Origin of the sequence: Chromobacterium vaccinii (assembly GCF_000971335.1) — a bacterium.
Lineage (GTDB): Bacteria > Pseudomonadota > Gammaproteobacteria > Burkholderiales > Chromobacteriaceae > Chromobacterium > Chromobacterium vaccinii.
In genome coordinates this window covers 33,610-55,246 of the sequence record NZ_JZJL01000008.1, presented here as the reverse complement: position 1 = coordinate 55,246, position 21,637 = coordinate 33,610, and the positions used below count along the sequence as shown (strand labels likewise).

Below are 21,637 nucleotides of genomic sequence, written 5' to 3'. Positions count from 1 at the left end.
GGGCTACAGCCGGCAATTCTCGACGCCATCCTCCTGCCGGCACTGGCGGATGTTGCCGTCCTGGTCCAGCTTCAGCATCCACTCCTCCAGGCCCGATCCGGTTTTGGCCCTGGCCTCGATGATGAAACTGGCTTGATCGATATTGTCCGAGGACGGTCCGGCGCTGCTGAAGCCGATCACGAAGGCGCCGGTTTCCAGCACCGGCAGCGGCGGCCAGGACAGCGGTCCTTCCTGATGGTAAACGCCGCGCAGTTGGTACCAGCGCTGCATGAAGTGGCCGTTTTCCATCAGGGCTGCCCTGGCCTCCTCCATCCGCGCCCGCTGCAGGTACTGCCGATAGCTCGGCACCGCCAGCGCCAGCAGGATGGCCAGAATGGCCATGCAGCCGGCCAGCTCCATCAGGCTGAACCCCTGTCCCAGGCCCCGCCTCACTCCGCCACCTCGCGCCAGTCCAGCCGCCGCCCTTCGTCCGCATCCTGGCCCACCCGGTACCAGCTTTGCAGCGTCACCACGCTGAGCGGATGATGGCCCCAGGCGCGCACCGTGATCCGGTACAGCCTGTCCTTGGCCGCCTCGCCGAAACGCGGGTCGACCAGTTCCACCACGTAGCGCGGATTGGCCCAACTGAGCGCGCCGCCGCGCACCCGCTGCGGGCAGCCGGTCTGCGGCAATCCCGGCTCCAGCGCGTATTCGCGACTGTTGCCGCAGGGATGCAGCAGCAGCTGGCCTCCGACACGGCGCCGGTGAGGCGGAGCCATCGGTTCGCACAGGCCCTTGCCTTCGGTCCCCTCGCAACTGGGCGGGAACAGCCTGCCCTCCCCATATAGCTTCGCCGGATCCGCGGCATCCAGCCCCAGGCGGCGGTCCATCCGCCACACCCACTGCTCCGCGCCCGACAAGGCCTGGCGGGCCAGCATCTCGGCTCGCTGCCTGTCCTGGGCATTGGCCGCCAACCGGCCCGCGCCGGTCAGCTGGCGCGACGAAGTCAGCACCAGCAAGCCCAACACGGCCAGCAGCGACATCACCAGCGGCAGCGCGCCGCCGCCCTGGCACCGCGCGTTCACGGCGACACCCCGCAAGGCGGAACCGGCTCCAACGCCAGATCCAGACTCAACAGACTCACCTCGTTCTCCTTGTCGTCGGGATACCATGCCAAACTCACGCGGGCGGCCTGCGGCGATAGCCCGGAAGGCCACTGCGACGCTTCCCGCCAGCTCCAGCGGGCGGACTCGCCGCAACCGTCCCGCGCCAACAGCTGCAAACCCAGGCGCTGCACGCCATCCAGCAAAACCCTCTCCTCGCCATCGGCCAAACCGCCCTCGGCGTCCCGCGCCAGCAACCGATGGCCGCGCGCGGCCGCTTCCAGACGGTAGCGCCGCTCCCGCGGCAGCCACAGCTGCAACGAGGACAGGTGCACACCCTCCGCCCGCGGCGACACCGGCAACGGCGGCGTCAGCGCCAGTTCCGGCGCGCCGGCTTCGCCCCTCCAGTGGGCGCGGCTTCCCTGCAGCGCATAGCCACCGCCGCAACTGCCCAGCCAGACGCTGGACCACGGCCGCCAGGCCTCTGACGGCTGCGGCGCCAAGCTCACGCCGGCCAAGTCGTCTCCGGACCGGTTGATGCGGACGATCTCCAGCTCCCGCCCCGACAATTGCAGCCGCCATTCTCCGGCGGAGAAATCGCCGGCCCGCCACGGCCGCGACCTGCACCCCGAACGCCCATGGCCGGCCAGATCCCTCGCCAGTTGCCGCAACGCCCAGCGCGCGTCCTGGCTCCGGCCCAGCCTTTGCTCGGCCGCACTCACCCCGCGCTGCACCGCGGCCAGCGCGGTCAGCGACAAAACCAGCACCAGCGACGTCAGCGCCGCCGCCAGCAACACGCTCAGCAGCAGGGCGCCGCGTTGCCGCTCAGGGCCGCAGCGGCCAGACACCCGCATGCTCCCGCCAGCCGCCGTCCAGCCGGGTGCGCCATGCCACCCGTATCGCCAACTCGCCTTTGCCGTCGCAGCCCGGCTTGTCCAGCGTCGGCCGCACCCGGCTGTCGCCGCGGCAAACAACGCCGCGCGCCTGTTCGCTCCGGCCTGCCTGGCGCAGCTCATGCTTGAAGCGAACAAGATTGGCGTCGGCGAGCTGCTGCGCCGAGCAACCGACCGCGCACCCGCCGCCGGCGCGATGGTCGTCGTAGCCCTGCTCCAGATACAGCGGCCACAAGCTTTCCGGACTGGCCAGGATGGCGCTGGAGAGGTTGACGGCCGCGTCGCCGATGCGGCTGCCCAGTTCGGTTTCCCGCGCATGCAGCAAGGCGCGCGCCTGAACGCCGCTGAAGGCCAGCACCGCCACCATCCAGATCAGCAATGCGACCAGCGCCTCGATCAGGCTGAATCCCCGCTCAGGCGCAGGCATCGCCCGCCTCCCCCAGCCGGGCCCGGCCGTTGGCCGTCACGGTCAGCGTTAGACACTGGCTGCGGCCGTTCAGATAGAAACGCATCGCCTTCGATGCCTGCAGCCGTCCCTCGGCCGTCAGCGCCAGTTGCCTGGCGTCCGCGCGCACCGCCACCCGGTCGCCGTCGAACATCGCCAGGCGCAGGCGCTCGCCGCTGTCGTAATAGCCGTTGGCCGCGCCCTGATCCGCATACACCAGCGCCCCCTCGGGCCAGGATTGTCCGCTGCCTCCCTGCTGCGGCAGGCAGCCCTGCAACTCGCGGTTCACTTTCAGATTGGCCGCGCACAGATACACCGGCCGGTTGAGCCGCAAGGCCTCGGCGCGCGCATGCTCCAGGCAGCCCATCAACGCCATCGCCTGGCCGCGCAGCCGTTGCCGCTCCACAGCCTGTCCCAGCGCGGGCAGCGCCAGGCAGGCGCCGATGGCGGCGATCGCCAGCGCGGCCATCATTTCCAGCAAGCTCAGTCCAGCCTGACACGGCTTGTCCATCGCGTGCCCCGTTCCGATATGGGAAGTCGCCAGTCTGAGAGCGCCGACGACGACGCTCAGCGCCGCCTGTACGAAAGCCGGAGCCGCCGCGCGGCGCTCATATCCGAAAGTGCAGGTCGACGCTGACGCAAAAACAAAACGGCGCCGAATGGCGCCGTTCCGGACGGATGCGATGGATGCGTCAGTGCGCGGCTTCCCAGCTGTCGCCGGCGCCGACCTCGGCCAGCAGCGGCACCTTCAGTTCAGCCGCGCCAGCCATGATTTCCGGCAGACGGCGCTTGACCAGTTCCAGCTCGGCCTGCGGCACTTCCAGCACCAGCTCATCATGCACCTGCATGATCAGCTTGCTCTGCAAACCGTCGCTCTCCAGCCAGCCCTGCACCGCGATCATCGCCAGCTTGATCAGATCGGCGGCGGTGCCCTGCATCGGCGCGTTGATCGCCGCGCGCTCGGCGCCGGCGCGGCGGCCCGGGTTGCTGAGCTTGATGTCCGGCAAGTACAGGCGGCGGCCGAACACGGTTTCGACATAGCCCTGCTCGCGCGCCTTCTCGCGCGTGGTCTGCATGTACTCGGCCACGCCCGGGTAGCGCATGAAGTAGCGATCGATGTACTGCTGGGCGGCGCTGCGCTCGATGTCCAGCTGAGCGGCCAAACCAAACGCGCTCATGCCGTAGATCAGGCCGAAGTTGATCGCCTTGGCGGCGCGGCGCTGGTCAGACGTCACCGCCGCCAGCTCCACGCCGAACACCTCGGCCGCAGTGGCGCGGTGGATGTCCTCGCCGCTGGCGAACGCCTTCAACATGCCCTCGTCGTCGGACAGGTGGGCCATGATGCGCAGCTCGATCTGCGAATAGTCGGCCGACACGATCTGCCAGCCGGCCGGCGCGATGAAGGCCTCGCGCACGCGGCGGCCCTCGGCGGTGCGCACCGGGATGTTCTGCAGGTTCGGGTCATTGCTGGCCAGCCGCCCGGTAATCGCCACCGCCTGTGCATAAGTCGTGTGCACGCGGCCGGTCTGTGGATAAATCAGCGTCGGCAGCTTGTCGGTATAGGTGGACTTCAGCTTGGCCAGCCCGCGGTACTCCAGGATGCACTTCGGCAGCGGGTGATCCAGCGCCAGCTGTTCCAGCACCGACTCGTCGGTGGAATAACCGCCGCTCGGCGTTTTCTTGACGCCCTTGGTCGGGATCGCCAGCTTGCCGAACAGGATTTCCTGCAGCTGCTTCGGCGAGTTCAGGTTGAACGGCTGGCCGGCCAGCTCATAGGCCCGCTGCTCCAGCTCCAGCATCTGGCTGCCCAGCTGGTGGCTCTGCGCGACCAGCTTGTCGCGGTCGATCAGCACGCCGTGGCGCTCCATCTTGAACAGCACTTCGGCCACCGGCAGCTCGATGTCGCGGTAGACCTTTTCCAGATCGCCGGACAATTCGCCGGCGAAATGCTGGTTCAAGCGCAACGTGATGTCGGCATCCTCGGCCGAATAGTTGGCGGCGATGTCGACGTCCACCTCGCCGAAGCCGATCTGCTTGGCGCCCTTGCCGCAGATGTCCTCGTAGCTGACGGTGTTCTCGCCCAGGTGCCGGCGCGCCAGGTCGTCCATATTGTGGCGCTGGTGGCTTTCCAGCACGTAGGAGGCCAGCATCGAATCATCGACGATGCCGGCGAGGGCGATGCCGTGGTTGGCCAGCACGTGGCAGTCGTACTTCAGGTTCTGGCCGCACTTCTTCCGGCTTGCGTCCTCCAGCCACGGCTTGAGTTTGGCCAGGGTGGCGTCCAGCGGCAACTGCTCCGGCGCGCCGGCGTAATGGTGTTCCAGCGGCAGATAGGCGGCATGGCCGGCCTCCACCGAGAAGCTGACGCCGACGATGCGCGCCTGCATCGGGTCCAGGCTGGTGGTCTCGGTGTCGAACGACACCACCTGGGCCGCCGCCAGCTTGGCCAGCCAGGCGTCCAGCTGCGCGTCGGTGAGAATGGTTTCGTAATGGCGCGCCAGCGCGCCTTCAGCCGGGGCTGCCTTGTCCGACGACACGGCCGCCGGTTCGGCGAACATGTCGCCCTGGGCCTGATCGCCGCGCGGCGCGGCGGGCGCGTCCTCGCCGCGCTGGGCGACAGCCGGCATCTCTTCGCCCGCGGTCACCTCGCGGTAGAAGGTGCGGAAGCCCAGGTCCTGGAACAGCTCGGCCAGCCGCGGCTTGTCCTTCTGGCCGTGCTGCAGGCCCGGCAGGCCGTGCGGCAGATCGGTTTCCAGATTCACCTCGCAATCGATGGTGATCAGCCGCTTGCCCATCGGCAGCCAGTCCAGCGCGGCGCGCAGGTTCTCGCCCACCTTGCCGCCGACGCTGCCTGCCTGGGCGACGATGGCGTCCAGGCTGCCGTATTCCTCCAACCACTTCACCGCAGTCTTCGGCCCGCACTTGTCGACGCCGGGCACGTTGTCCACCTTGTCGCCGATCAGGGTCAGGTAGTCGATGATCCGGTTCGGCGGCACGCCGAACTTCTCCTTCACTCCGGCCTCGTCCAGCAGCTCGTTGGTCATGGTGTTGACCAGGGTGACGTCCTGCGTCACCAGCTGCGCCATGTCCTTGTCGCCGGTGGAAACGATCACCTTCATGCCGGCCGCCGCCCCCAGGCGCGCCAGCGTGCCGATCACGTCGTCGGCCTCCACTCCCGGCACCACCAGCATCGGCCAGCCGGATGCTTGCACCACGTCGTGGACCGCCGTAATCTGGGAAGCAAGCTCCTCGGGCATCGACGGGCGATTGGCCTTGTATTCGGGGTACAGGTCGTCGCGGAAGGTCTTGCCCTTCGCGTCGAAGACGCAGGCGCTATAATCGAATTCAACTTCTTTCTCCAGCCGCCTGAGCATGTTCACCATGCCATAGACAGCCCCCACCGGGCGGCCATCCGGGGAACGCAAATCGGGCATCGCGTGAAAGGCGCGGTACAAGTAAGAAGAGCCGTCGATCAATAACAATGTTTTCATAAAGAGGCAGAAGTATGAGCTTGTCCGATAAGTTGCCGCAGACCAGTGACCGTCACGCCATGATGCAGCGCTTCCGTTCCCGCGAGGCCTGGCACGTGATGAAGATATTGTCGGAGTTTGTCGAGTCGGCCGAGGAACTGCAAGGCATTACCCCGGCGGTGAGCATATTCGGCAGCGCACGCACGCCGCGCGATCATAAATACTACAAATTGACCGAAGACGTGGCGCGCCGCCTCTCCGACTCCGGTTTCTCGGTGATATCCGGCGGCGGCCCCGGCATCATGGAAGCCGCCAACAAGGGGGCATTTTACGGCAGAAGTCCGTCAGTGGCGCTCAACATCGTGCTGCCGCACGAACAAAAACCCAACGATTACCAGGATCTGTCGGTCAAATTCAACCACTTCTTCAGCCGCAAGGTGATGTTCGTCAAACACGCCATCGCCTACGTGGTGATGCCCGGCGGCTTCGGCACGCTGGACGAGATGTTCGAGGCGCTGACGCTGATCCAGACCGGCAAGAGCCGCAAAATTCCGATCATCCTGTGCTGCCACGAGTTCTGGACCGGCCTGCTGGACTGGGTGAAAGACCGCCTGGTCAGCGAAGGCATGATCAACCCGGACGACCTCAACCTGATCCAGCTGATCGACGACCCGCAGCAAATCGTCGACACCATTTTCAAACACTACGAAACCCGCGGCTTCGACGCGCTGCCCGAAGAACGCGAACAGTTGCTCAACCTGTAGTCTGCTTGCGGTCTTTTTCCGGCGGCCGCCGTTTTCCGCCGGACGCAGGGCTCGAAAACGCCTCTCCGCAGTATCATGGGCGTCCGACCAAGCCATGCGCCGGCGGAAAACCGCCACTGAAGGCCGCCCAGCCATCAGGCCGTCGGACGAGACTTGGTGTCTCCCTGCCGGAGCGCTCCGTCTCCATCCAACCTGGAGGTGGCCGCGCCGCTTGCAAAAGCATCGTAAACAGACACTAAAACCACATACGAAAAAGGACAAACCATGCGCCGCCTCTCCGCCCTGCTTCTTCTCCTTCCGCTAGCTCCCGCCCTGGCCGCCGAGACGCCCGCCACCCCGCCCAAAGCCGTGGTGCCGCCGCCGCCTGCGATCAGCCCGTCCAACGCCGCCGAGGCTGAACCGGAAGTGCGCCTGATCCAGAAGGGCGACGAGAAAATCGAGGAATACCGCCTGAACGGCCAGCTGTACATGGTCAAGGTCACGCCGGCCCACGGGGTGCCTTACTACCTGATAGACGACAATGGCTCCGGCAACATGAGGCAGATCGACCCCGCCACCCGCATCGTGATCCCGCGCTGGGTCCTGGTGCGATTCTGACGGAGGCGGCATGTCGGTTTACACCACGGTCGGCCAGGAATCGCTGCGACACTGGCTTCAAGGCTACGCGCTGGGACAATTGCAGGAGCTGCAAGGCATCGCGGCGGGCATCACCAACACCAATTACTTCGTCACCACCTCCCACGGCCGCTACGTGCTGACGCTGTTCGAAACCCTGCGGCTCGACGAACTGCCCTACTACCTGACGCTGATGAGCCATCTGGCCAGGCACGGCGTCGCCTGCCCGGCGCCGATCGCCGACCACACCGACAGCTTCGCCTCGATGCTGGCCGGCAAGCCTGCCTGCCTGGTCAGCTGCCTGTCAGGAAAAGACGTCAGCCATCCCAACCCCGATCAATGCCGCGCAGTCGGCGAGATGCTGGCCCAGATGCACAAGGCTGGCGCCACCTTCCCGCTGCAGATGGCGAATCCACGCGGCCCGCGGTGGTGGAGCCAGGCCGCCCGGCAGCTGTATCCCCAGATGCCAGCCGACCAAGCCGCGCTGCTGAGCGAGGAGATCCAGTTCCAGGATGGCCATCGCTTCGACCACCTGCCCAGCGGCGTGATCCACGCCGACCTGTTCCGCGACAACGTTTTGTTGGATGGAAACCACATCAGCGGCTTCATCGACTTTTATTACGCCTGCAACGACATCCTGCTGTACGACGTGGCCATCGCCGTCAATGACTGGGCCCGGCGCGACGATGGCGAACTGGACGACGAATTGGCGCTAGCCTTTCTGGAAGGTTATCAGTCCGAACGGACGCTGGAAGCCGCCGAACGCGACTGCTGGCCTGTCATGCTAAGGGCCGCCGCGCTTCGCTTCTGGGTATCGCGGCTGCAGGACCAATACCAGCCGGCAAGCGGAGAACTCACCTACACCAAGGATCCGGCCGTGTTCCAAGGCTTGCTTCTGGCCCATCGCCAGAGGCAGGATTTCTGGTTGGCGTGACACTGTCCAAACGCAGTATTGCGCGAAGCGTGCATGGGATTCACGATAACGTCATCAGATCTGCCTTGAAAAATGTGAAGATTCACATATCATCAGAAGCGAGTAGTAGCCTGATAACTGAATTTCTGTAGGTCAACTTTTGAGCAAAGGGTTCACCATGCTGCTGAAAAAAATCGTCACCATCGCCCTCGCCTCCATGCTGGCTACCTCTGCTTTCGCAGCTGAGGAAGCCGCAGGCACTTCCGCCGCAGGCTCATCGGCCGCAGGCACGACCAGCGCAGCAGCGGCAGGCGCTGCCGGCACCACTGCGGGCATCGCCGGCCTGAGCATCGGCACCATCGCCGCCATCGGCGCCGCTGTAGCCGCCGCAGTCGCCGTCTCCAGCAACAGCAACTCCTCGTCGAGCCACTCGGCGGCTACTCACCACTAAGCAGCCAAGCGGTATCGGCAAGCCAAGCGGCCCGACTATAAAAAGTCGGATCGCTTGGCTTGGTTTCGCTTTAAGGCTCTTTTCTTTGTTGGGTTTCTTTATAAAAATTTAATGTTAATGGCATAAAATAATATTACCCATTACTTATAAAACACCAAAAATTGGTATCTAGCTTCACTTGACATTAGGGGCCGCCTTTGGGCGCGCATATTTAAGTAGCACCTGCTACATCCAAGCTTGGACCGCGGTACATGCATAATAAATCCAGGTCTTATCTGGTTACGGGGGCTTTATGGGGGGGACTGCCGTTGTTCCTCGCCTGCAACGCGTTTGCCCAGCCATCGCTGACAGGGCAAATCGGTTATATCAACATGCCATCGGCTCGCGTCGGCGAGGATGGCACCTTCAGTCTGGGTTATGGTTACGACAAACCATACGGCATCCTTTGGACGTCCACCACGGTTTTGCCATGGCTGGAGGTCTCTGGACGCTATACATCCATTGAAGGTGTTCCGGGCTTTACCGATCAACAGTATGGCGGCGGTTACGGTCGCTACAAAGATAAAGCCATAGATTTGAAGTTAAAACTATGGGACGAGTCGGAATGGATGCCCTCCATCGCTTTCGGTACCACCGATATCCAAGGCAACCGCCTCTGGAAAAGCAATTATCTGGTCGCCAGTAAGAATCTATGGCCCAACTTGGAAGTTTCTCTCGGTTACGGCCAGCAACGCATCAGCGGCGCCTTCGGTGGCATGCGCTTCACGCCCAGCTTTCTCCCCAACTGGTCCTTGGTTGCGGAATACGATGCCAACGACTACCGATCCGACCCCTTCTCCTACAGAACATTCGCCGCAGAACGGAACAAGGGCCCGGCAGTCGGACTGGAATATCAATGGGGCTGGCTAGGCTTGCAGGTCGCTCGCCAAAAAACACACTCCAGCATCAATGCAAAAATAGATATTCCTCTCAATCTGAAAGAATTTGTTCCCAAGATACAAGAGCCGGCCTACTACACCGGCGAACCGGATCTTCCATCCAGACCGACCCTAACCCAATGGCAAAACGACCCGGATCGCGCCAAGGCTTTGGCCACCGCTCTTGGCAAGCAGGACTTCAAAAACATCCGCATCGCAATGCAACGCGGCAACTTGGTCATCGAACTGGGCAACAGCCGCATTTCCAATGTCGGCAGAGCAGTCGGCCGGGCTGTGCGTACCGCTCTCTATTTCGCGCCTCTGGAAACACGGGAAATCAAGGTGGTCTACACCGAGCTGGAACAGCCCGTCGCCACCTATAATTTCTACGATCTGCCGACACTGAATGACTATCTGCTGGGCAAGATCGGCCGCGACCGCTTCCTGCAAACCGTCAACATCAAATCTGGACGCGATGAGGAAGTACAACCGCTGGATAGCAAAACACTGGCGCTGACGCTGCGCGAAGGCATAGATGTCAACCTGCTGACCAACCAGGAAGGCGACCTGATACAAGTCACCAGCGACGATACCGAAGACAACCGTCTCCATTTCGCGCCCAAGATGGGCGTTTATTTCAACGATCCCAGCGGCGCGCTCCATTACGACATCATGGCGGAAGCTACCTACAAGCGCCGCCTGGGCAAGGGGCTGTATCTGGACAGCGCCTTGAGCGCCGATCTATACAACACCATTACCTCAGTGAAGCAGTCTTCCAACAGCCTGCTGCCCCACGTTCGCTCCGACATCGCGGATTACAAGCGCGTCAAATCCCCCAAGCTCAACCGTCTGTTGCTGAACCAGTACATGACGTTGTCGCCAAATACCTATGCCCGCCTGTCAGCCGGTTTGTACGAGGAGATGTTCCGCGGTGCCGGCGGCCAGATCCTGTACTACCCGGGCTTCAATAAAAACTGGGCGGTGGACCTATCGGTTGATGGACTGCAGCAACGCGACGTGAATGGTTGGTTCGGCAAGCGCGACTACCAGACAACCACCGCCTTGGCCTCGTTTCATTACAAATTACCAATGGGCATCACGGCAACGATGCGCGCTGGCCGCTTCCTGGCCAAGGACGATGGCGTCCGACTGGAAATCAAGCGCCGCTTCCGCTCGGGCATCGAAGCCGGATTCTGGTATACCAAAACCAACGGCAACGACATTACCAACCCCGGCACCCCAGCCAAGCCCTACAACGACAAGGGCATGTTTTTATCGATTCCGCTCAATAGTCTGCTGACCTTCGACGCCCGCACCGTAGGAGACTTTTCACTATCACCATGGACTCGAGATGTCGGTCAGATGGTCATGACGCCAGGTGATCTCTACGAAATTCTCAGCGATCCAAAGCGAGACATCGACAGCTACGACGGCCTTGGCAATTTCGCCGAACGGCCGGACGAACAGAACCTGCCGCAGGTCACTCCGCCTCTGCCCAGCTACCATCCCTGGCCTGCGATCCGCCTGCGCCTGGAAGACAGCGGCAATCGCTGGCTGGAGTTGGATGACAAGGGCGCAGCGCTGGCCGCCGCCGCCGTCGCCACGTTCGCCGCAGCAGGCCTGGATCGTCCGGTAGACCGGTTTTTCAGCAAGCGCCAAGACAATCGCCTGATCCGGAACTGGGGCAAGCTGGGCAAGGATCTTCCCATCGCCGCGGCCGCTCTGTCCGGCGCCGCGTTCGCGCTGGGCGACGACAGGCTGAGCAATACCGGGCTGATCGCGCTGGAGTCGAGCGTCGCCGCCGTCGCCGGCAACTCGGTTCTGAAACTAGCCGTCAATCGCGCCCGTCCTGGCAGCGGCGGCGACAGCACATGGCGCACCCAGGAGCCGGGAGAATCGCGGCTGCAAAGCAGCTTCACCTCCAACCACTCCGCCGTGCTGTTCGCCTCCGTCACGCCGTTCGCCAAGGAATACGATCAACCCTGGCTGTATGGCGTGGCCGCGCTGGGCGCTGCGGGGCGCGCGGCCAGCCGCGACCACTGGCTGTCCGACGTCACGGCAGGCAGCCTGCTTGGCTACGCGATGGGCAGCTGGCTGTGGCAAGCCCAACGCAACGACAGCCGATACCGCAGCAGCCTGATCGCCACGCCCAAACAGCTGGGCGTGCAAATCGACGTCCCTCTCCGATAAGTCTGAACAATAGGAATTCCGACCATGACTGCGCGTATCCTGAAATCGAGTGGAAAACCCCTTCTGGCACTCTGGCTGCTGAGCAGCAGCATCCATCTGCATGCGGCGGGATCCGGAACCGTCAATTATCCGAACCCCAGCATGCCCAGCTACGAGGCCGACAACCTAAATGGTCTTCCATCGATAAATAACATGCCATCGTCCGCCCAGGTGCCGGACAAGAAGTCCGGCGACAGCCGGTCGCAATACTTGTCAGGCTACCAGGTGGACGACAACGGTTATGCAATCAATGCGCTTGATGGCAAACCCAAGCTCCCCCCCTTCACCGACTACGTGCGAAAAGCCACGGAACAAACGCTGCCGCTGTTCGGTAGCCGCCTGTTCCGCAATCCGGGCAATGCCTTCGAGGCAGCGGACGGCGTGCAAGTCAACCCGGACTATGTGATCGGCAGCGGCGACCAATTGCAGGTCAAGGGCTGGGGCATGGTGGATATCGACCTGACTTTGACAGTCGATCGCAACGGCACGATTTACCTTCCGCGGGTAGGCAGCGTCGCCGTGGCGGGCGTGCGCTACCGGGATCTTCAGGCGACGCTCAAGAAGAGCGTCAGCCGCGTCTTCAACAATTTCGACCTCAGCGTCAGCCTGCTGCAAAGCCGGGCGGTCCAGGTCTATGTCGTCGGCCACGCGCGCCAGCCCGGCAGCTATACGCTGAACGCGATGAGCACCCTGTTCAACGCCGTGCTGAAGGCAGGGGGACCGGACGACAGCGGCAGCCTGCGCAGCGTGACCCTGATGCGGGATGGCCGCGCCGTCTCCAAGGTCGACCTGTACGGCATCCTGGTGAACGGCGACAAATCCGCCGATCAGACCTTGCGCGACGGCGACGTGGTCCAGATTCCCGCAGCCGGCCCGCGCGTCGCCCTGCTGGGCGACGTCAAGACGCCGGCCATCTACGAATTCCGCCCCGGCGAAACCGCCAGCGATCTGCTGCACTGGGCCGGCGGCCTGGAGTCCGCCGCCGAAGGCAAGGAGCTGCTGCTGGAAAAAAACGTGGACAACCGCTTCGTCAACCTCGTTCGCAACCAGAGCTCCACCCAGGGGCTGAGCGCCGTCGCGCTGAACGCGGGTGACATCTTCCGCCTGCATGTCCCGGGCGCGCAGGCAGTCGGCGTGCTGCGGGGGGATGAGTTCGTCACCGTAGGCGGAGAGGTCAAGCAGACCGGCACTTTCCAGATCCGCCGCGGAGAGACGTTGCGCCAGCTGATCATGCGCTTGGGCGGCGTGGATGAAGACGGCTACGTCTTCGCGACCACCATGAAGCGGGAAAGCATACGCCAGATGCAGCAGCAAAAACTGGATGAAGTAGCCACCCGGTTTGAAAGAGAATTGGAGCAAAACGCATCCTTGAAACTGGCTAAACTCACCGACAAAGACACCATCACCGCCGTCAATGCCGAAGTAGAAGGCCAGCGTCAGATCGCGAAAAAAATGCGCGCGATCAAGTCGGAAGGTCGTGTGGTGCTGGAGTTGAAAGACGCGGACGCACAAGCCAAGGATCTGCCCGATCTGGAACTACAGGATGGCGACCAAGTCGAAATTCCCCGCCGCCCGGGCACCGTCTACGTACTGGGCGCCGTCTACCAGAACAATGCCTTCATCTACCGTCCCCAGCGTTCGGTTGGCGATTACCTTTCGCTCGCAGGAGGCGTAACGAATTCCGGCGACAAATCGTCCACCTATGTATTACGCGCCGATGGCACCGTCGCCAGCAGCGACAGCGGCGGCTGGTTCTCCGGCGTCAGCGGCAAGAGGGTCAATCCGGGCGACACCATCGTGGTTCCGGAAGAACTCAATAGCGGCAGTTGGACCCAGTCCCTGAAGGAATGGACCAGCATTCTGTACCAGTTCGGCCTCGGCGCTGCCGGCCTGAAGGTATTGAAATAAGTTCCAATCTCCAGCATGAGGGAATGAAAATGACGAGCCCGACAAATACCTCCCAGGCCAGTGATGAAATCGACCTGCTGGTACTGCTGTCAACGTTGCAGAAGTACAAGCGCTGGATCATCATCAGCACCGTGCTGTTCGGCAGCGCCGCATTAACTTACGGCCTGCTGGCCAAACCCATCTTCACCGCCAGCAGCTCCATCATGCCTCCCCAGCAGCAGAGCAGCGGCATGGGCGCGCTGCTGGGACAACTGGGAGGGCTGGCTGGCATGGCGGGAGGGGTCAGCGGCTTGAAAAATCCCAACGATCTCTATATCGGCATGCTGCAAAGCCGCACCATCGCCGACCGTCTGATCAAGCGCCTCCAGTTGAAGGAGCGTTATCAGCAGAAAACGCTGGACGGGGCCCGTCAAGCCCTGAAAAGCCGAACAGTCATCATCAATGGCAAAGATGGACTGATCAACATCAATGTCGACGACCCCGATCCACGATTCGCGGCCCAGCTCGCCAACGCCTACATCGACGAACTGAAACAGTTGAATCAGGTTCTGGCCATGACGGATGCCGCCAAACGGCGTCTATTCTTCGAGCAACAGCTGAAACAAGCCAAAGAGCAATTGACCAGCGCGGAAACCGCCCTGCGCCAAACCCAGGAAAAAACCGGCCTGATCCAACCGGAAGGCCAACTACCCGCCATTGTCGGCTCAGTGACTCAGTTGCGCGCCAGCATCGCCGCCAAGGAGGTTCAACTGGAAGCGATGCGCAGCTACGCCACGCAGCAGAATCCGCTATACATCCGCACGGAGCAGGAGTTGAGCGGGCTGCGCGAACAACTGACAAAACTGGAAACGGGAAAAGAGGGGCGCGGCGACCTGATGGTCCCCACCGGAAAAGTGGCGCAAAGCGGCCTGGAATACCTGCGCCGCCTGAGAGAAGTCAAATATCAGGAAACCATTTTCGAGCTATTGGCCAAGCAATACGAACTGGCCAAGATAGACGAAGCCAAGGATTCGTCGTTGATCCAAGTGTTGGACAGCGCGGTGCCCCCGGAACTGAAAAGCAAGCCCAGCCGCAGCCTGATCCTGGCCACCGGATTGCTGCTGGGCTTTCTGTTTGGCGCCGTGGGCTCCTTGCTGCACGCCAAGTTCTTCGGGGACAGGCAAACCCTCAAACGGCCCGAGCCGGCTCCGGCTCCCGCTCTCGCGCTGCGCAACGAGCATTGAAAAACCCGGCCGACCTTCCCGTCGGCTCACGCCCTCTCCGCCGCCTGGATCCGCCGCCGATACCCCATCCGGCAGATGAATCCCAATACCAGCAGCAGATTCATCACCAGGGCCAGCCTCAAGGGGCTGGCCCAAGCCAGGGGCGCGATCGCGCCGGCCACCAGACTGGACACCATGGTCTGGCAAAAGCCCTGCAGCGACGACGCGGTCCCGCGCAGCGCCGGAAACTGATCCATCAGGTTCAACGTGATAGACGGCGCCGCCAGCGACATGCCGGTGGTGTACAGCGCCAGCGGCAGCACCGCCCACGGCAGCGTCTGCTCGGCGGCAAACAGGTTGTACGCCAGATTGGCCAGCGCCGCGGCGAACATCAGCAGATAAGCGCGCGACACCACCTCCCGCGGCGAGAAATGTCCGGCCATGCGCCCTGACAGATAAGCGCCGAACATGATCCCCGACACCGCCGGCCCGAACAGCCACAGAAACTCGGTCGGCCCCAGATGCAGGTGCTGCATCAAAAAGACCGGCGCCGACGGCACATACAGGAAGAAGCCGGCGAAATTGAACGACACCGCCGCGGTCAGCAACTGGAAATTGACCGTGCGCCCGACCGTCCAATAACTGGCCAGCAGAGGGCGCGGATGCAAGGGCTGCCGCGCCGCCTTCGGATGGGTCTCCGGCAGGCCGAACCAGCACAGCGCGAACAGCGCGAAGCCGATCAGCGCCATGAACGCGAAGATGGAATGCCAGCCGAAAGCGCCGAACAGCCAGCCACCCACCACCGGCGCGATCGCCGGCGACAGCGAAAACAACATGGTCACCTGAGACATCAGCCGCTGCGCCGCCACGCCTTCCAGCCGGTCGCGGATGATGGCCCGGCCGACCACTAGGCCGGCGCCGCCGCACAACCCCTGCAGCGCGCGGAACAACAATAGCTGGCCCAGGGTATCGGACAACGCGCACCCGACGGAAGCCAGGCCGAACAGCAGCGTGGTCGCCAGTATCACCGGCCGGCGGCCCACCGCGTCCGAAATCGAGCCATGCCACAGCATCATCAACGCGTAGCAGAACAGATAGACCGTCAGCGCCTGCTGCATTTCCAGCGGCGACGCGGACAGCGTGGAGCCGATGGCCCGCATCGCCGGCAGGAAGGTGTCGATGGAAAACGGGCCCAGGGTGGACAAGCCGGCCAGCAGCGCGGCCAAGCCGAAGTGTGTGCGGGAAGAGCGGGACATGACGTAAGAATCTCGGATAATGTTCGAATGGTAACGGTTGATGCCGCGCTTGCCAAACCCAGTCGGGAAACTTGGCAGGCCGGCGCTTTCATGCCACGATGCGCGCCCCTTCCCAACCCACAAACAGCGGGTTATGCTGCCAATCATGCCGCAGCGGCCCGGATCAACCACAAGGGAGAAGCCACATGATCCGTCTCTACCACAATCCCAAGTGCTCGAAATCCCGCGCCGCCCTCAGCCTGCTGGAAGAAGCCGGCGCCGAGGTCGAAGTCATCGAATACCTGAAGCATCCCCCCAGCTATGAAGAGTTGGACCAGTTGCTGGGCATGCTGGGCCTGGAGCCTCGCGAGCTGATGCGCCAGAAAGAGGAGGAATACGCCGACCTCTACCTGGACGACATCACGCTGGAACGCAAGCACCTGATCGCCGCGATGGTGGACAACCCCAGCCTGATCGAACGCCCCATCGCCATCGCCGGCGGCCGCGCCGTGATCGGCCGCCCGCCCGAGCAGGTGCTCAAGCTTCTGGGCGAATAAACCCATGCGGCGGCGGCCCTCCCGCAGCCGCCGCGCCTTTTCCTTCCCGCCTCTCTCTTTCTAGCCTCTCCCGCCCGGATTTCCCTGCGGCCACCAGGTAGACCATTGTCATTTCGCCACACTTTCCCTGTCCATTTCATTAGCAGGATTACTATTACTTGAAAAATAATACCGTACGTTACTAAAATGGCGGCATGAGTCCAAACAAGTCCTTTTCCCAGTTGGAGCAGGCGATCAGCCGCGTCGAAGCCCGCTTCCCCGGCGTGCCACGCCAGGAAGTGATCCTGACCCGCCTGATCTTCCACATCGTGCCGCGGCTGACCGCCCATCTGTGCGAGTGCCTGAAGCAGCACGGCCTCAACGAGACGGTGTGGATGGCGCTGCTCGCCTTGTACGCCTGTCCGAACCAGATGCTGAATCCGTCGGATATCAGCGAAACGCTGGATTCCTCGCGCACCAACGCCACCCGCATCGCGGATGAATTGGTGAAGAACGGCTGGGCCGCCCGCTCGGCCAGCGCCGAGGACAGGCGCAAGATCGTGCTGGAGCTGACACCCGCCGGCGTGGCGCTGGTGGAAGGCCTGCTGCCCTACTCGCGCGAAATCCATCGCTCGCTGTGGACGGACTTCGAGGCCGATGAGAAAGCCGAACTGGAACGGCTGATGCGCAAGCTGCTGAGCAAGCTCGGCGGCTGAGCCCGCGCTTTTTCGCTCACATAATAACTTGGGTGATTATCTACTGGATTAATCAGCCCCGGACCGACATGCATCATTGATGGAGACCGACAAGGTGAACAAGAAATCCTGGCCACAAGCCGCCGGGGTGTTGCTGATCAGCGCTGTGCTGAGCGGCTGCGCCAGCTTCGGCACAGACGCCGCCCCCGACCAGATGGTGGGCGCCGACCAGCTCAAGCTGGCCGTCGTCGGCCAACAGAACGTCCGCGCCGACTGGTGGCGCCAATTGAACGACCCCGAGCTCGACCGCCTGGTGGAGGCGACGCTGAAAGACTCGCCGTCGCTGAAGCTGGCCGACGCGCGCCTGCGCCAGGCGCGCGCCGCCGTCGGCATCGTGGAAAGCAAGGACGGCCCGCAGCTGGACGCGCTCGCCAACGCCGTGCAGATCCACGCCGACCCGCTCAAAGCCATCCCGCACAACGACAAGGACTACATCAACGCCTACACCGCGGCGCTGATGGGCAGTTGGGAATTCGACTTCTGGGGCAAGAACCACGCGGCCGTCAGCGCCGCGCTCGGCCAGCAGCAGGCCATCGCCTACGAAGGCCAGCAGACCCGCTTGCTGCTGACCCAGGCCGTGGTCGCTCAGTACACCCAGCTGCAGCGCAGCCTGGCCCAGTCCAAGCTGCTGTCCCAACGCCTGGCCATCGCCCAGAGCCGCCAGAAGCTGACCCAGGCCCGCATCAACGCCGGCCTGCTGCCGGGCGACAACCAGCGCGGCAACGAAGTGTCGATCGAGCGGCTGCAACAGCAGCAAAGCGCGCTGGACAACGACATCGCCCGCAGCCGCCACTCGCTGGCCGCGCTGACCGGCCAGGCGCCGCAGCAACAGGACGGCCTGAACCCGGGCCAACTGGACGCCGCGCCGGAGCCGGCGCTGGACAAGCTGGACGCCAACCTGCTGGGCCGCCGTCCCGACATCGCCGCCCAGCGCGCCCGCGTCGAATCGATGTCCGCCTCGGTCAAGGAAGCGCGCGCCGAGTTCTACCCCAACGTCAAGCTGACCGTGTTCGCCGGCCAGAGCTCGCTGCAAATGGACCAGCTGTGGAAGAGCGAATCGTCGCTGTGGGGCTTCATGCCGGCCATCAGCCTGCCGATCTTCCACTCCGGCCAGCTGCAGTCCAACCTGTCCAAGCAGCAGGCCGGCTACGACATGGCGGTGCAGCAATACAACCAGGCGGTGTTCGACGCGCTGCGCGACGCCTCCGACGCGGTGTCCGGCTGGCAGAACAGCCAGCGCCAGCTGCGGCAGACCGAACGCGCGCTGCAAAGCAGCCGCAAAGCCAATGACTCGATGGCCGCCCGCCTGCGCGCCGGCCTGATCAACAAACTGTCGCTGCTGGACTCTCAGGACGCGCTGCTGAGCCAGCAATCCTCCAACATCGACGCCAAGGCCGCCAGCCGCCTGGCCTGGGCCACCCTGAACACCGCATTGGGCGGCGGTTTCGACAACCAGACCGCCACCCGCTAAGGACACACATCAAATGGATCAGAAACTGGAAACCGCGAAGAGCCGCAAACGCAACCTGCTGGTGGCCACCACCCTGTTCGCCGCCATCGCCATCGGCTACGGCGCTTACTGGTCGTTGGTGCTGAGCCACCAGGAAGACACCGACGACGCCTATGTCGGCGGCCACCTGGTGCAGGTCACCCCGGAAGTGGGCGGCACCGTCGCCAAGATCCTGGTCGACGACACCGTGGCGGTGAAGGCCGGCCAGGTGCTGGTCAGCTACGACAACAGCGACGCCCAGCTGGCCTTCGAGCGCGCCCGCAACGAATTCGCCCAGACCGTGCGCCAGACCCGCCAGCTGATGGCCAACAGCCTGCAGCTGGATGCCCAGGTGGCGCTGCGCCAGGCCGAGCTGTCCCGCGCCGAATCCGACCTGAAACGCCGCAAGCAGCTGGCCGGCAGCGAGGCGATGTCCGCCGAAGAACTGGGACACGCCGCCGATGCCGCCGCCGCCGCCCAGGCCGCGCTGGCCGCCGCGCAGGAACAGGCCAAGGCCGGCCTGGCGCTGGTGGGCAAGGACGAGCTCGCGCATCAGCCGGCGGTCAAAGCCGCCGCCAGCCGCCTGAAGGAAGCCTGGCTCGCGCTGCAGCGCACCGAGATCAAGTCGCCGGTGAACGGCACCGTCGCCCGCCGCAACGTGCAGGTGGGCCAGCGCGTCGCCGCCGGCACGCCGCTGATGGCCGTGGTGCCGCTGGAGCACCTGTGGGTGGACGCCAACTTCAAGGAAGGCCAGCTGGCCAAGATCCGCATCGGCCAGCCGGTGGAGCTGAAGTCCGACCTGTACGGCGGCAAGGTGGTCTACCACGGCAAGGTGCAGGGCCTGTCCGCCGGCACCGGCAGCGCCTTCTCGCTGCTGCCGGCGCAGAACGCCACCGGCAACTGGATCAAGGTGGTGCAGCGCGTGCCGGTTCGCATCGCGCTCGACCCCAAGGATCTGCAGGAGCACCCGCTGCGCGTCGGCCTGTCGATCGACGCGGTGGTGGACACCAGCAACCAGGACGGCAAATCGCTGGCCGAAGCCGCCCCGGCAACCGTGGTCAGCGAACACAACGGCACCCTGCCCGACCTGAAGCAGGCCGATAAGCTGGTCGCCGAAATCCTGGCCGCCAACGCCGGCAAGTAAGGACGCCCACCCATGAACCATCCGCCACTGAGCGGCTCGAAACTGGTCTGGATCACGCTGGCGCTGTCGATGTCGGTGTTCATGCAAGTGCTGGACACCACCATCGCCAACGTGGCGCTGCCCACCATTTCGGGCAACCTCGGCGCCGCCACCAGCCAGGGCACCTGGGTGATCACCTCGTTCGGCGTCGCCAACGCCATCGCCGTGCCGCTGACCGGCTGGCTGGCCAAGCGCTTCGGCGAGGTGAAGCTGTTCACCGCGTCCACGCTGCTGTTCGTGCTGACCTCCTGGCTGTGCGGCATGTCCGGCAGCCTGGAAATGCTGATCTTCTTCCGCGTGCTGCAAGGCGCGGTGGCCGGTCCGATGATTCCGCTGTCGCAGAGCCTGCTGCTGTCGTGCTACCCGCCGGCCAAGAAGAGCATGGCGCTGGCGCTATGGGCGATGACGGTGATCGTCGCGCCGGTGTTCGGCCCGATTCTGGGCGGCGTGATCAGCGACAACTGGCACTGGGGCTGGATTTTCTTCATCAACGTGCCGGTGGGCCTCGCCGCCGCCTTCATCTCCTGGCGCATCCTGAAAAGCCGCGAAACCGACACTTTCGACCTGCCCATCGACAAGCTCGGCCTGGCCTTGCTGGTGATCGGCGTCGGCTCGCTGCAGATGGTGCTGGACCGCGGCAAGGAGCTGGACTGGTTCAACTCCGCCGAGGTCGTCACCCTGGCGGTGATCGCCTTCCTGGCGCTGACTTATCTGGTGATCTGGGAACTGGGCGAGGAGCACCCCATCGTCGACCTGTCGCTGTTCAGCCAGCGAAACTTCACCGTCGGCACCGTCGCGATCAGCCTGGGCTTCATGCTGTACTTCGGCGCCGTGGTGCTGCTGCCCTTGATGCTGCAAACCCAGCTGGGCTACACCGCCACCTGGGCCGGCCTCGCCGCCGCGCCGATCGGCCTGATCCCGGTGGTGCTGTCGCCGATCATCGGCAAGAACGCCCACCGCTGGGACATGCGTTGGGTAGTGACGGTGAGCTTCAGCGTCTACGCCATCTGCTTCTTCTGGCGCAGCAACTTCAACACCGACATGGACTTTTCCTACGTGGTGTGGCCGCAGGTGGTGCAGGGCATAGGCGTGGCCTGCTTCTTCATGCCGCTGACGACGATCACGCTGTCCGGCCTGCCCCCGTCGCGGATCGCCAGCGCGTCCAGCCTGTCGAACTTCCTGCGCATCCTGGCGGGCAGCATCGGCACCTCGATCACGACGACGATGTGGGACCGCCGCGAAGCGCAGCACCACTCCAAGCTGACCGAGCATGTGACGCAGTACGATCCGGCCTCGGTGTCGTGGTTCGACACCATGGGCAAGCTGGGTTTGGGCCCCAGCCAGCAGCACGCGTTGACCCAGCTGCAGATCACCAAGCAGGGCTACATCATGGCCGCCAACGAGATCTTCTGGGTTTCCGGCATCCTGTTCGTGCTGCTGATCGCGCTGGTCTGGTTCGCCAAGCCGCCGTTCACGGCGGCCGGCGGCGATAGCGGCGCGCACTAGCCTCTGCCAGAATGGCGAAACGGGCAAAACCTTTTTAGGTCTTG

General features: G+C 63.8%; 19 protein-coding genes. 12 read left to right on the top strand and 7 right to left on the bottom strand.

Annotation, left to right across the window (positions count from 1 at the left end):
- Positions 1 to 3 precede the first annotated feature (3 nt).
- The 6 genes from VL52_RS05835 to polA form a co-directional block, all read right to left on the bottom strand.
- Positions 4 to 432, bottom strand: a complete 429-nt coding sequence (locus tag VL52_RS05835) for a type IV pilin protein (RefSeq protein ID WP_144408776.1) — start codon at positions 430 to 432, stop codon at positions 4 to 6.
- Complete coding sequence (locus VL52_RS24980) at positions 429 to 1,064, bottom strand: pilus assembly PilX family protein (protein WP_052717458.1); 636 nt, start codon at positions 1,062 to 1,064, stop codon at positions 429 to 431. The genes VL52_RS05835 and VL52_RS24980 overlap by 4 nt, the downstream gene beginning before the upstream one ends.
- Positions 1,061 to 1,936 carry a hypothetical protein gene (locus tag VL52_RS24975; RefSeq protein ID WP_046156158.1) on the bottom strand — a complete coding sequence of 292 codons (876 nt, stop codon included), beginning with the start codon at positions 1,934 to 1,936 and terminating at the stop codon, positions 1,061 to 1,063. Before VL52_RS24975 ends, VL52_RS24980 begins: the two co-directional genes overlap by 4 nt.
- Positions 1,908 to 2,402 (bottom strand): prepilin-type N-terminal cleavage/methylation domain-containing protein, encoded by a 495-nt coding sequence (locus VL52_RS05820; protein WP_046156157.1) that lies wholly within the window; start codon positions 2,400 to 2,402, stop codon positions 1,908 to 1,910. Before VL52_RS05820 ends, VL52_RS24975 begins: the two co-directional genes overlap by 29 nt.
- Positions 2,389 to 2,931, bottom strand: coding sequence for a GspH/FimT family pseudopilin (locus VL52_RS05815; RefSeq protein ID WP_046156156.1), 543 nt, complete (start codon positions 2,929 to 2,931; stop codon positions 2,389 to 2,391). Before VL52_RS05815 ends, VL52_RS05820 begins: the two co-directional genes overlap by 14 nt.
- Positions 2,932 to 3,112: 181 nt before the next feature.
- Positions 3,113 to 5,911: a DNA polymerase I gene (polA, locus tag VL52_RS05810; protein WP_082113646.1), complete on the bottom strand. Its 2,799-nt coding sequence runs from the start codon at positions 5,909 to 5,911 to the stop codon at positions 3,113 to 3,115.
- A gap of 14 nt (positions 5,912 to 5,925) precedes the next feature.
- Between polA and VL52_RS05805 the strand changes: the two genes are divergently transcribed.
- From VL52_RS05805 to VL52_RS05775, 7 genes are all read left to right on the top strand, one after another.
- On the top strand, positions 5,926 to 6,654 hold the full coding sequence (locus VL52_RS05805; protein WP_046156155.1) for an LOG family protein: 729 nt from the start codon (positions 5,926 to 5,928) through the stop codon (positions 6,652 to 6,654).
- A gap of 264 nt (positions 6,655 to 6,918) precedes the next feature.
- Positions 6,919 to 7,251, top strand: a complete 333-nt coding sequence (locus VL52_RS05800; protein WP_046156154.1) for a DUF2782 domain-containing protein — start codon at positions 6,919 to 6,921, stop codon at positions 7,249 to 7,251.
- Between the two features lie 10 nt (positions 7,252 to 7,261).
- Positions 7,262 to 8,203, top strand: a complete 942-nt coding sequence (locus tag VL52_RS05795) for a homoserine kinase (RefSeq protein ID WP_046156153.1) — start codon at positions 7,262 to 7,264, stop codon at positions 8,201 to 8,203.
- Positions 8,204 to 8,360: 157 nt separating this feature from the next.
- Positions 8,361 to 8,633 (top strand): hypothetical protein, encoded by a 273-nt coding sequence (locus VL52_RS23765; protein WP_200895958.1) that lies wholly within the window; start codon positions 8,361 to 8,363, stop codon positions 8,631 to 8,633.
- A 251-nt stretch (positions 8,634 to 8,884) separates the two neighbouring features.
- Complete coding sequence (locus VL52_RS05785) at positions 8,885 to 11,740, top strand: YjbH domain-containing protein (protein WP_046156151.1); 2,856 nt, start codon at positions 8,885 to 8,887, stop codon at positions 11,738 to 11,740.
- A 24-nt stretch (positions 11,741 to 11,764) separates the two neighbouring features.
- Positions 11,765 to 13,687: an SLBB domain-containing protein gene (locus VL52_RS05780; RefSeq protein WP_046156150.1), complete on the top strand. Its 1,923-nt coding sequence runs from the start codon at positions 11,765 to 11,767 to the stop codon at positions 13,685 to 13,687.
- Between the two features lie 29 nt (positions 13,688 to 13,716).
- On the top strand, positions 13,717 to 14,910 hold the full coding sequence (locus VL52_RS05775; protein WP_235429214.1) for a GumC family protein: 1,194 nt from the start codon (positions 13,717 to 13,719) through the stop codon (positions 14,908 to 14,910).
- Between the two features lie 26 nt (positions 14,911 to 14,936).
- Here VL52_RS05775 and VL52_RS05770 read toward each other — a convergent pair whose 3' ends face one another.
- Positions 14,937 to 16,145: a multidrug effflux MFS transporter gene (locus VL52_RS05770; RefSeq protein ID WP_046156149.1), complete on the bottom strand. Its 1,209-nt coding sequence runs from the start codon at positions 16,143 to 16,145 to the stop codon at positions 14,937 to 14,939.
- Between the two features lie 185 nt (positions 16,146 to 16,330).
- Here VL52_RS05770 and arsC point away from each other — a divergent pair, with 185 nt between their 5' ends.
- The 5 genes from arsC (at position 16,331) to VL52_RS05745 (ending at position 21,593) form a co-directional block, all read left to right on the top strand.
- Positions 16,331 to 16,681 (top strand): arsenate reductase (glutaredoxin), encoded by a 351-nt coding sequence (arsC, locus tag VL52_RS05765; protein WP_021476885.1) that lies wholly within the window; start codon positions 16,331 to 16,333, stop codon positions 16,679 to 16,681.
- Positions 16,682 to 16,875: 194 nt separating this feature from the next.
- Positions 16,876 to 17,376 (top strand): MarR family transcriptional regulator, encoded by a 501-nt coding sequence (locus VL52_RS05760; RefSeq protein WP_046156148.1) that lies wholly within the window; start codon positions 16,876 to 16,878, stop codon positions 17,374 to 17,376.
- Between the two features lie 94 nt (positions 17,377 to 17,470).
- Entirely contained in the window at positions 17,471 to 18,886 is a 1,416-nt protein-coding gene (locus VL52_RS05755) for an efflux transporter outer membrane subunit (protein WP_235429213.1), read from the top strand.
- 13 nt (positions 18,887 to 18,899) lie between these two features.
- Entirely contained in the window at positions 18,900 to 20,048 is a 1,149-nt protein-coding gene (locus VL52_RS05750) for an EmrA/EmrK family multidrug efflux transporter periplasmic adaptor subunit (RefSeq protein WP_046156146.1), read from the top strand.
- Between the two features lie 12 nt (positions 20,049 to 20,060).
- Positions 20,061 to 21,593: a DHA2 family efflux MFS transporter permease subunit gene (locus VL52_RS05745; RefSeq protein ID WP_046156145.1), complete on the top strand. Its 1,533-nt coding sequence runs from the start codon at positions 20,061 to 20,063 to the stop codon at positions 21,591 to 21,593.
- Positions 21,594 to 21,637 lie beyond the last annotated feature (44 nt).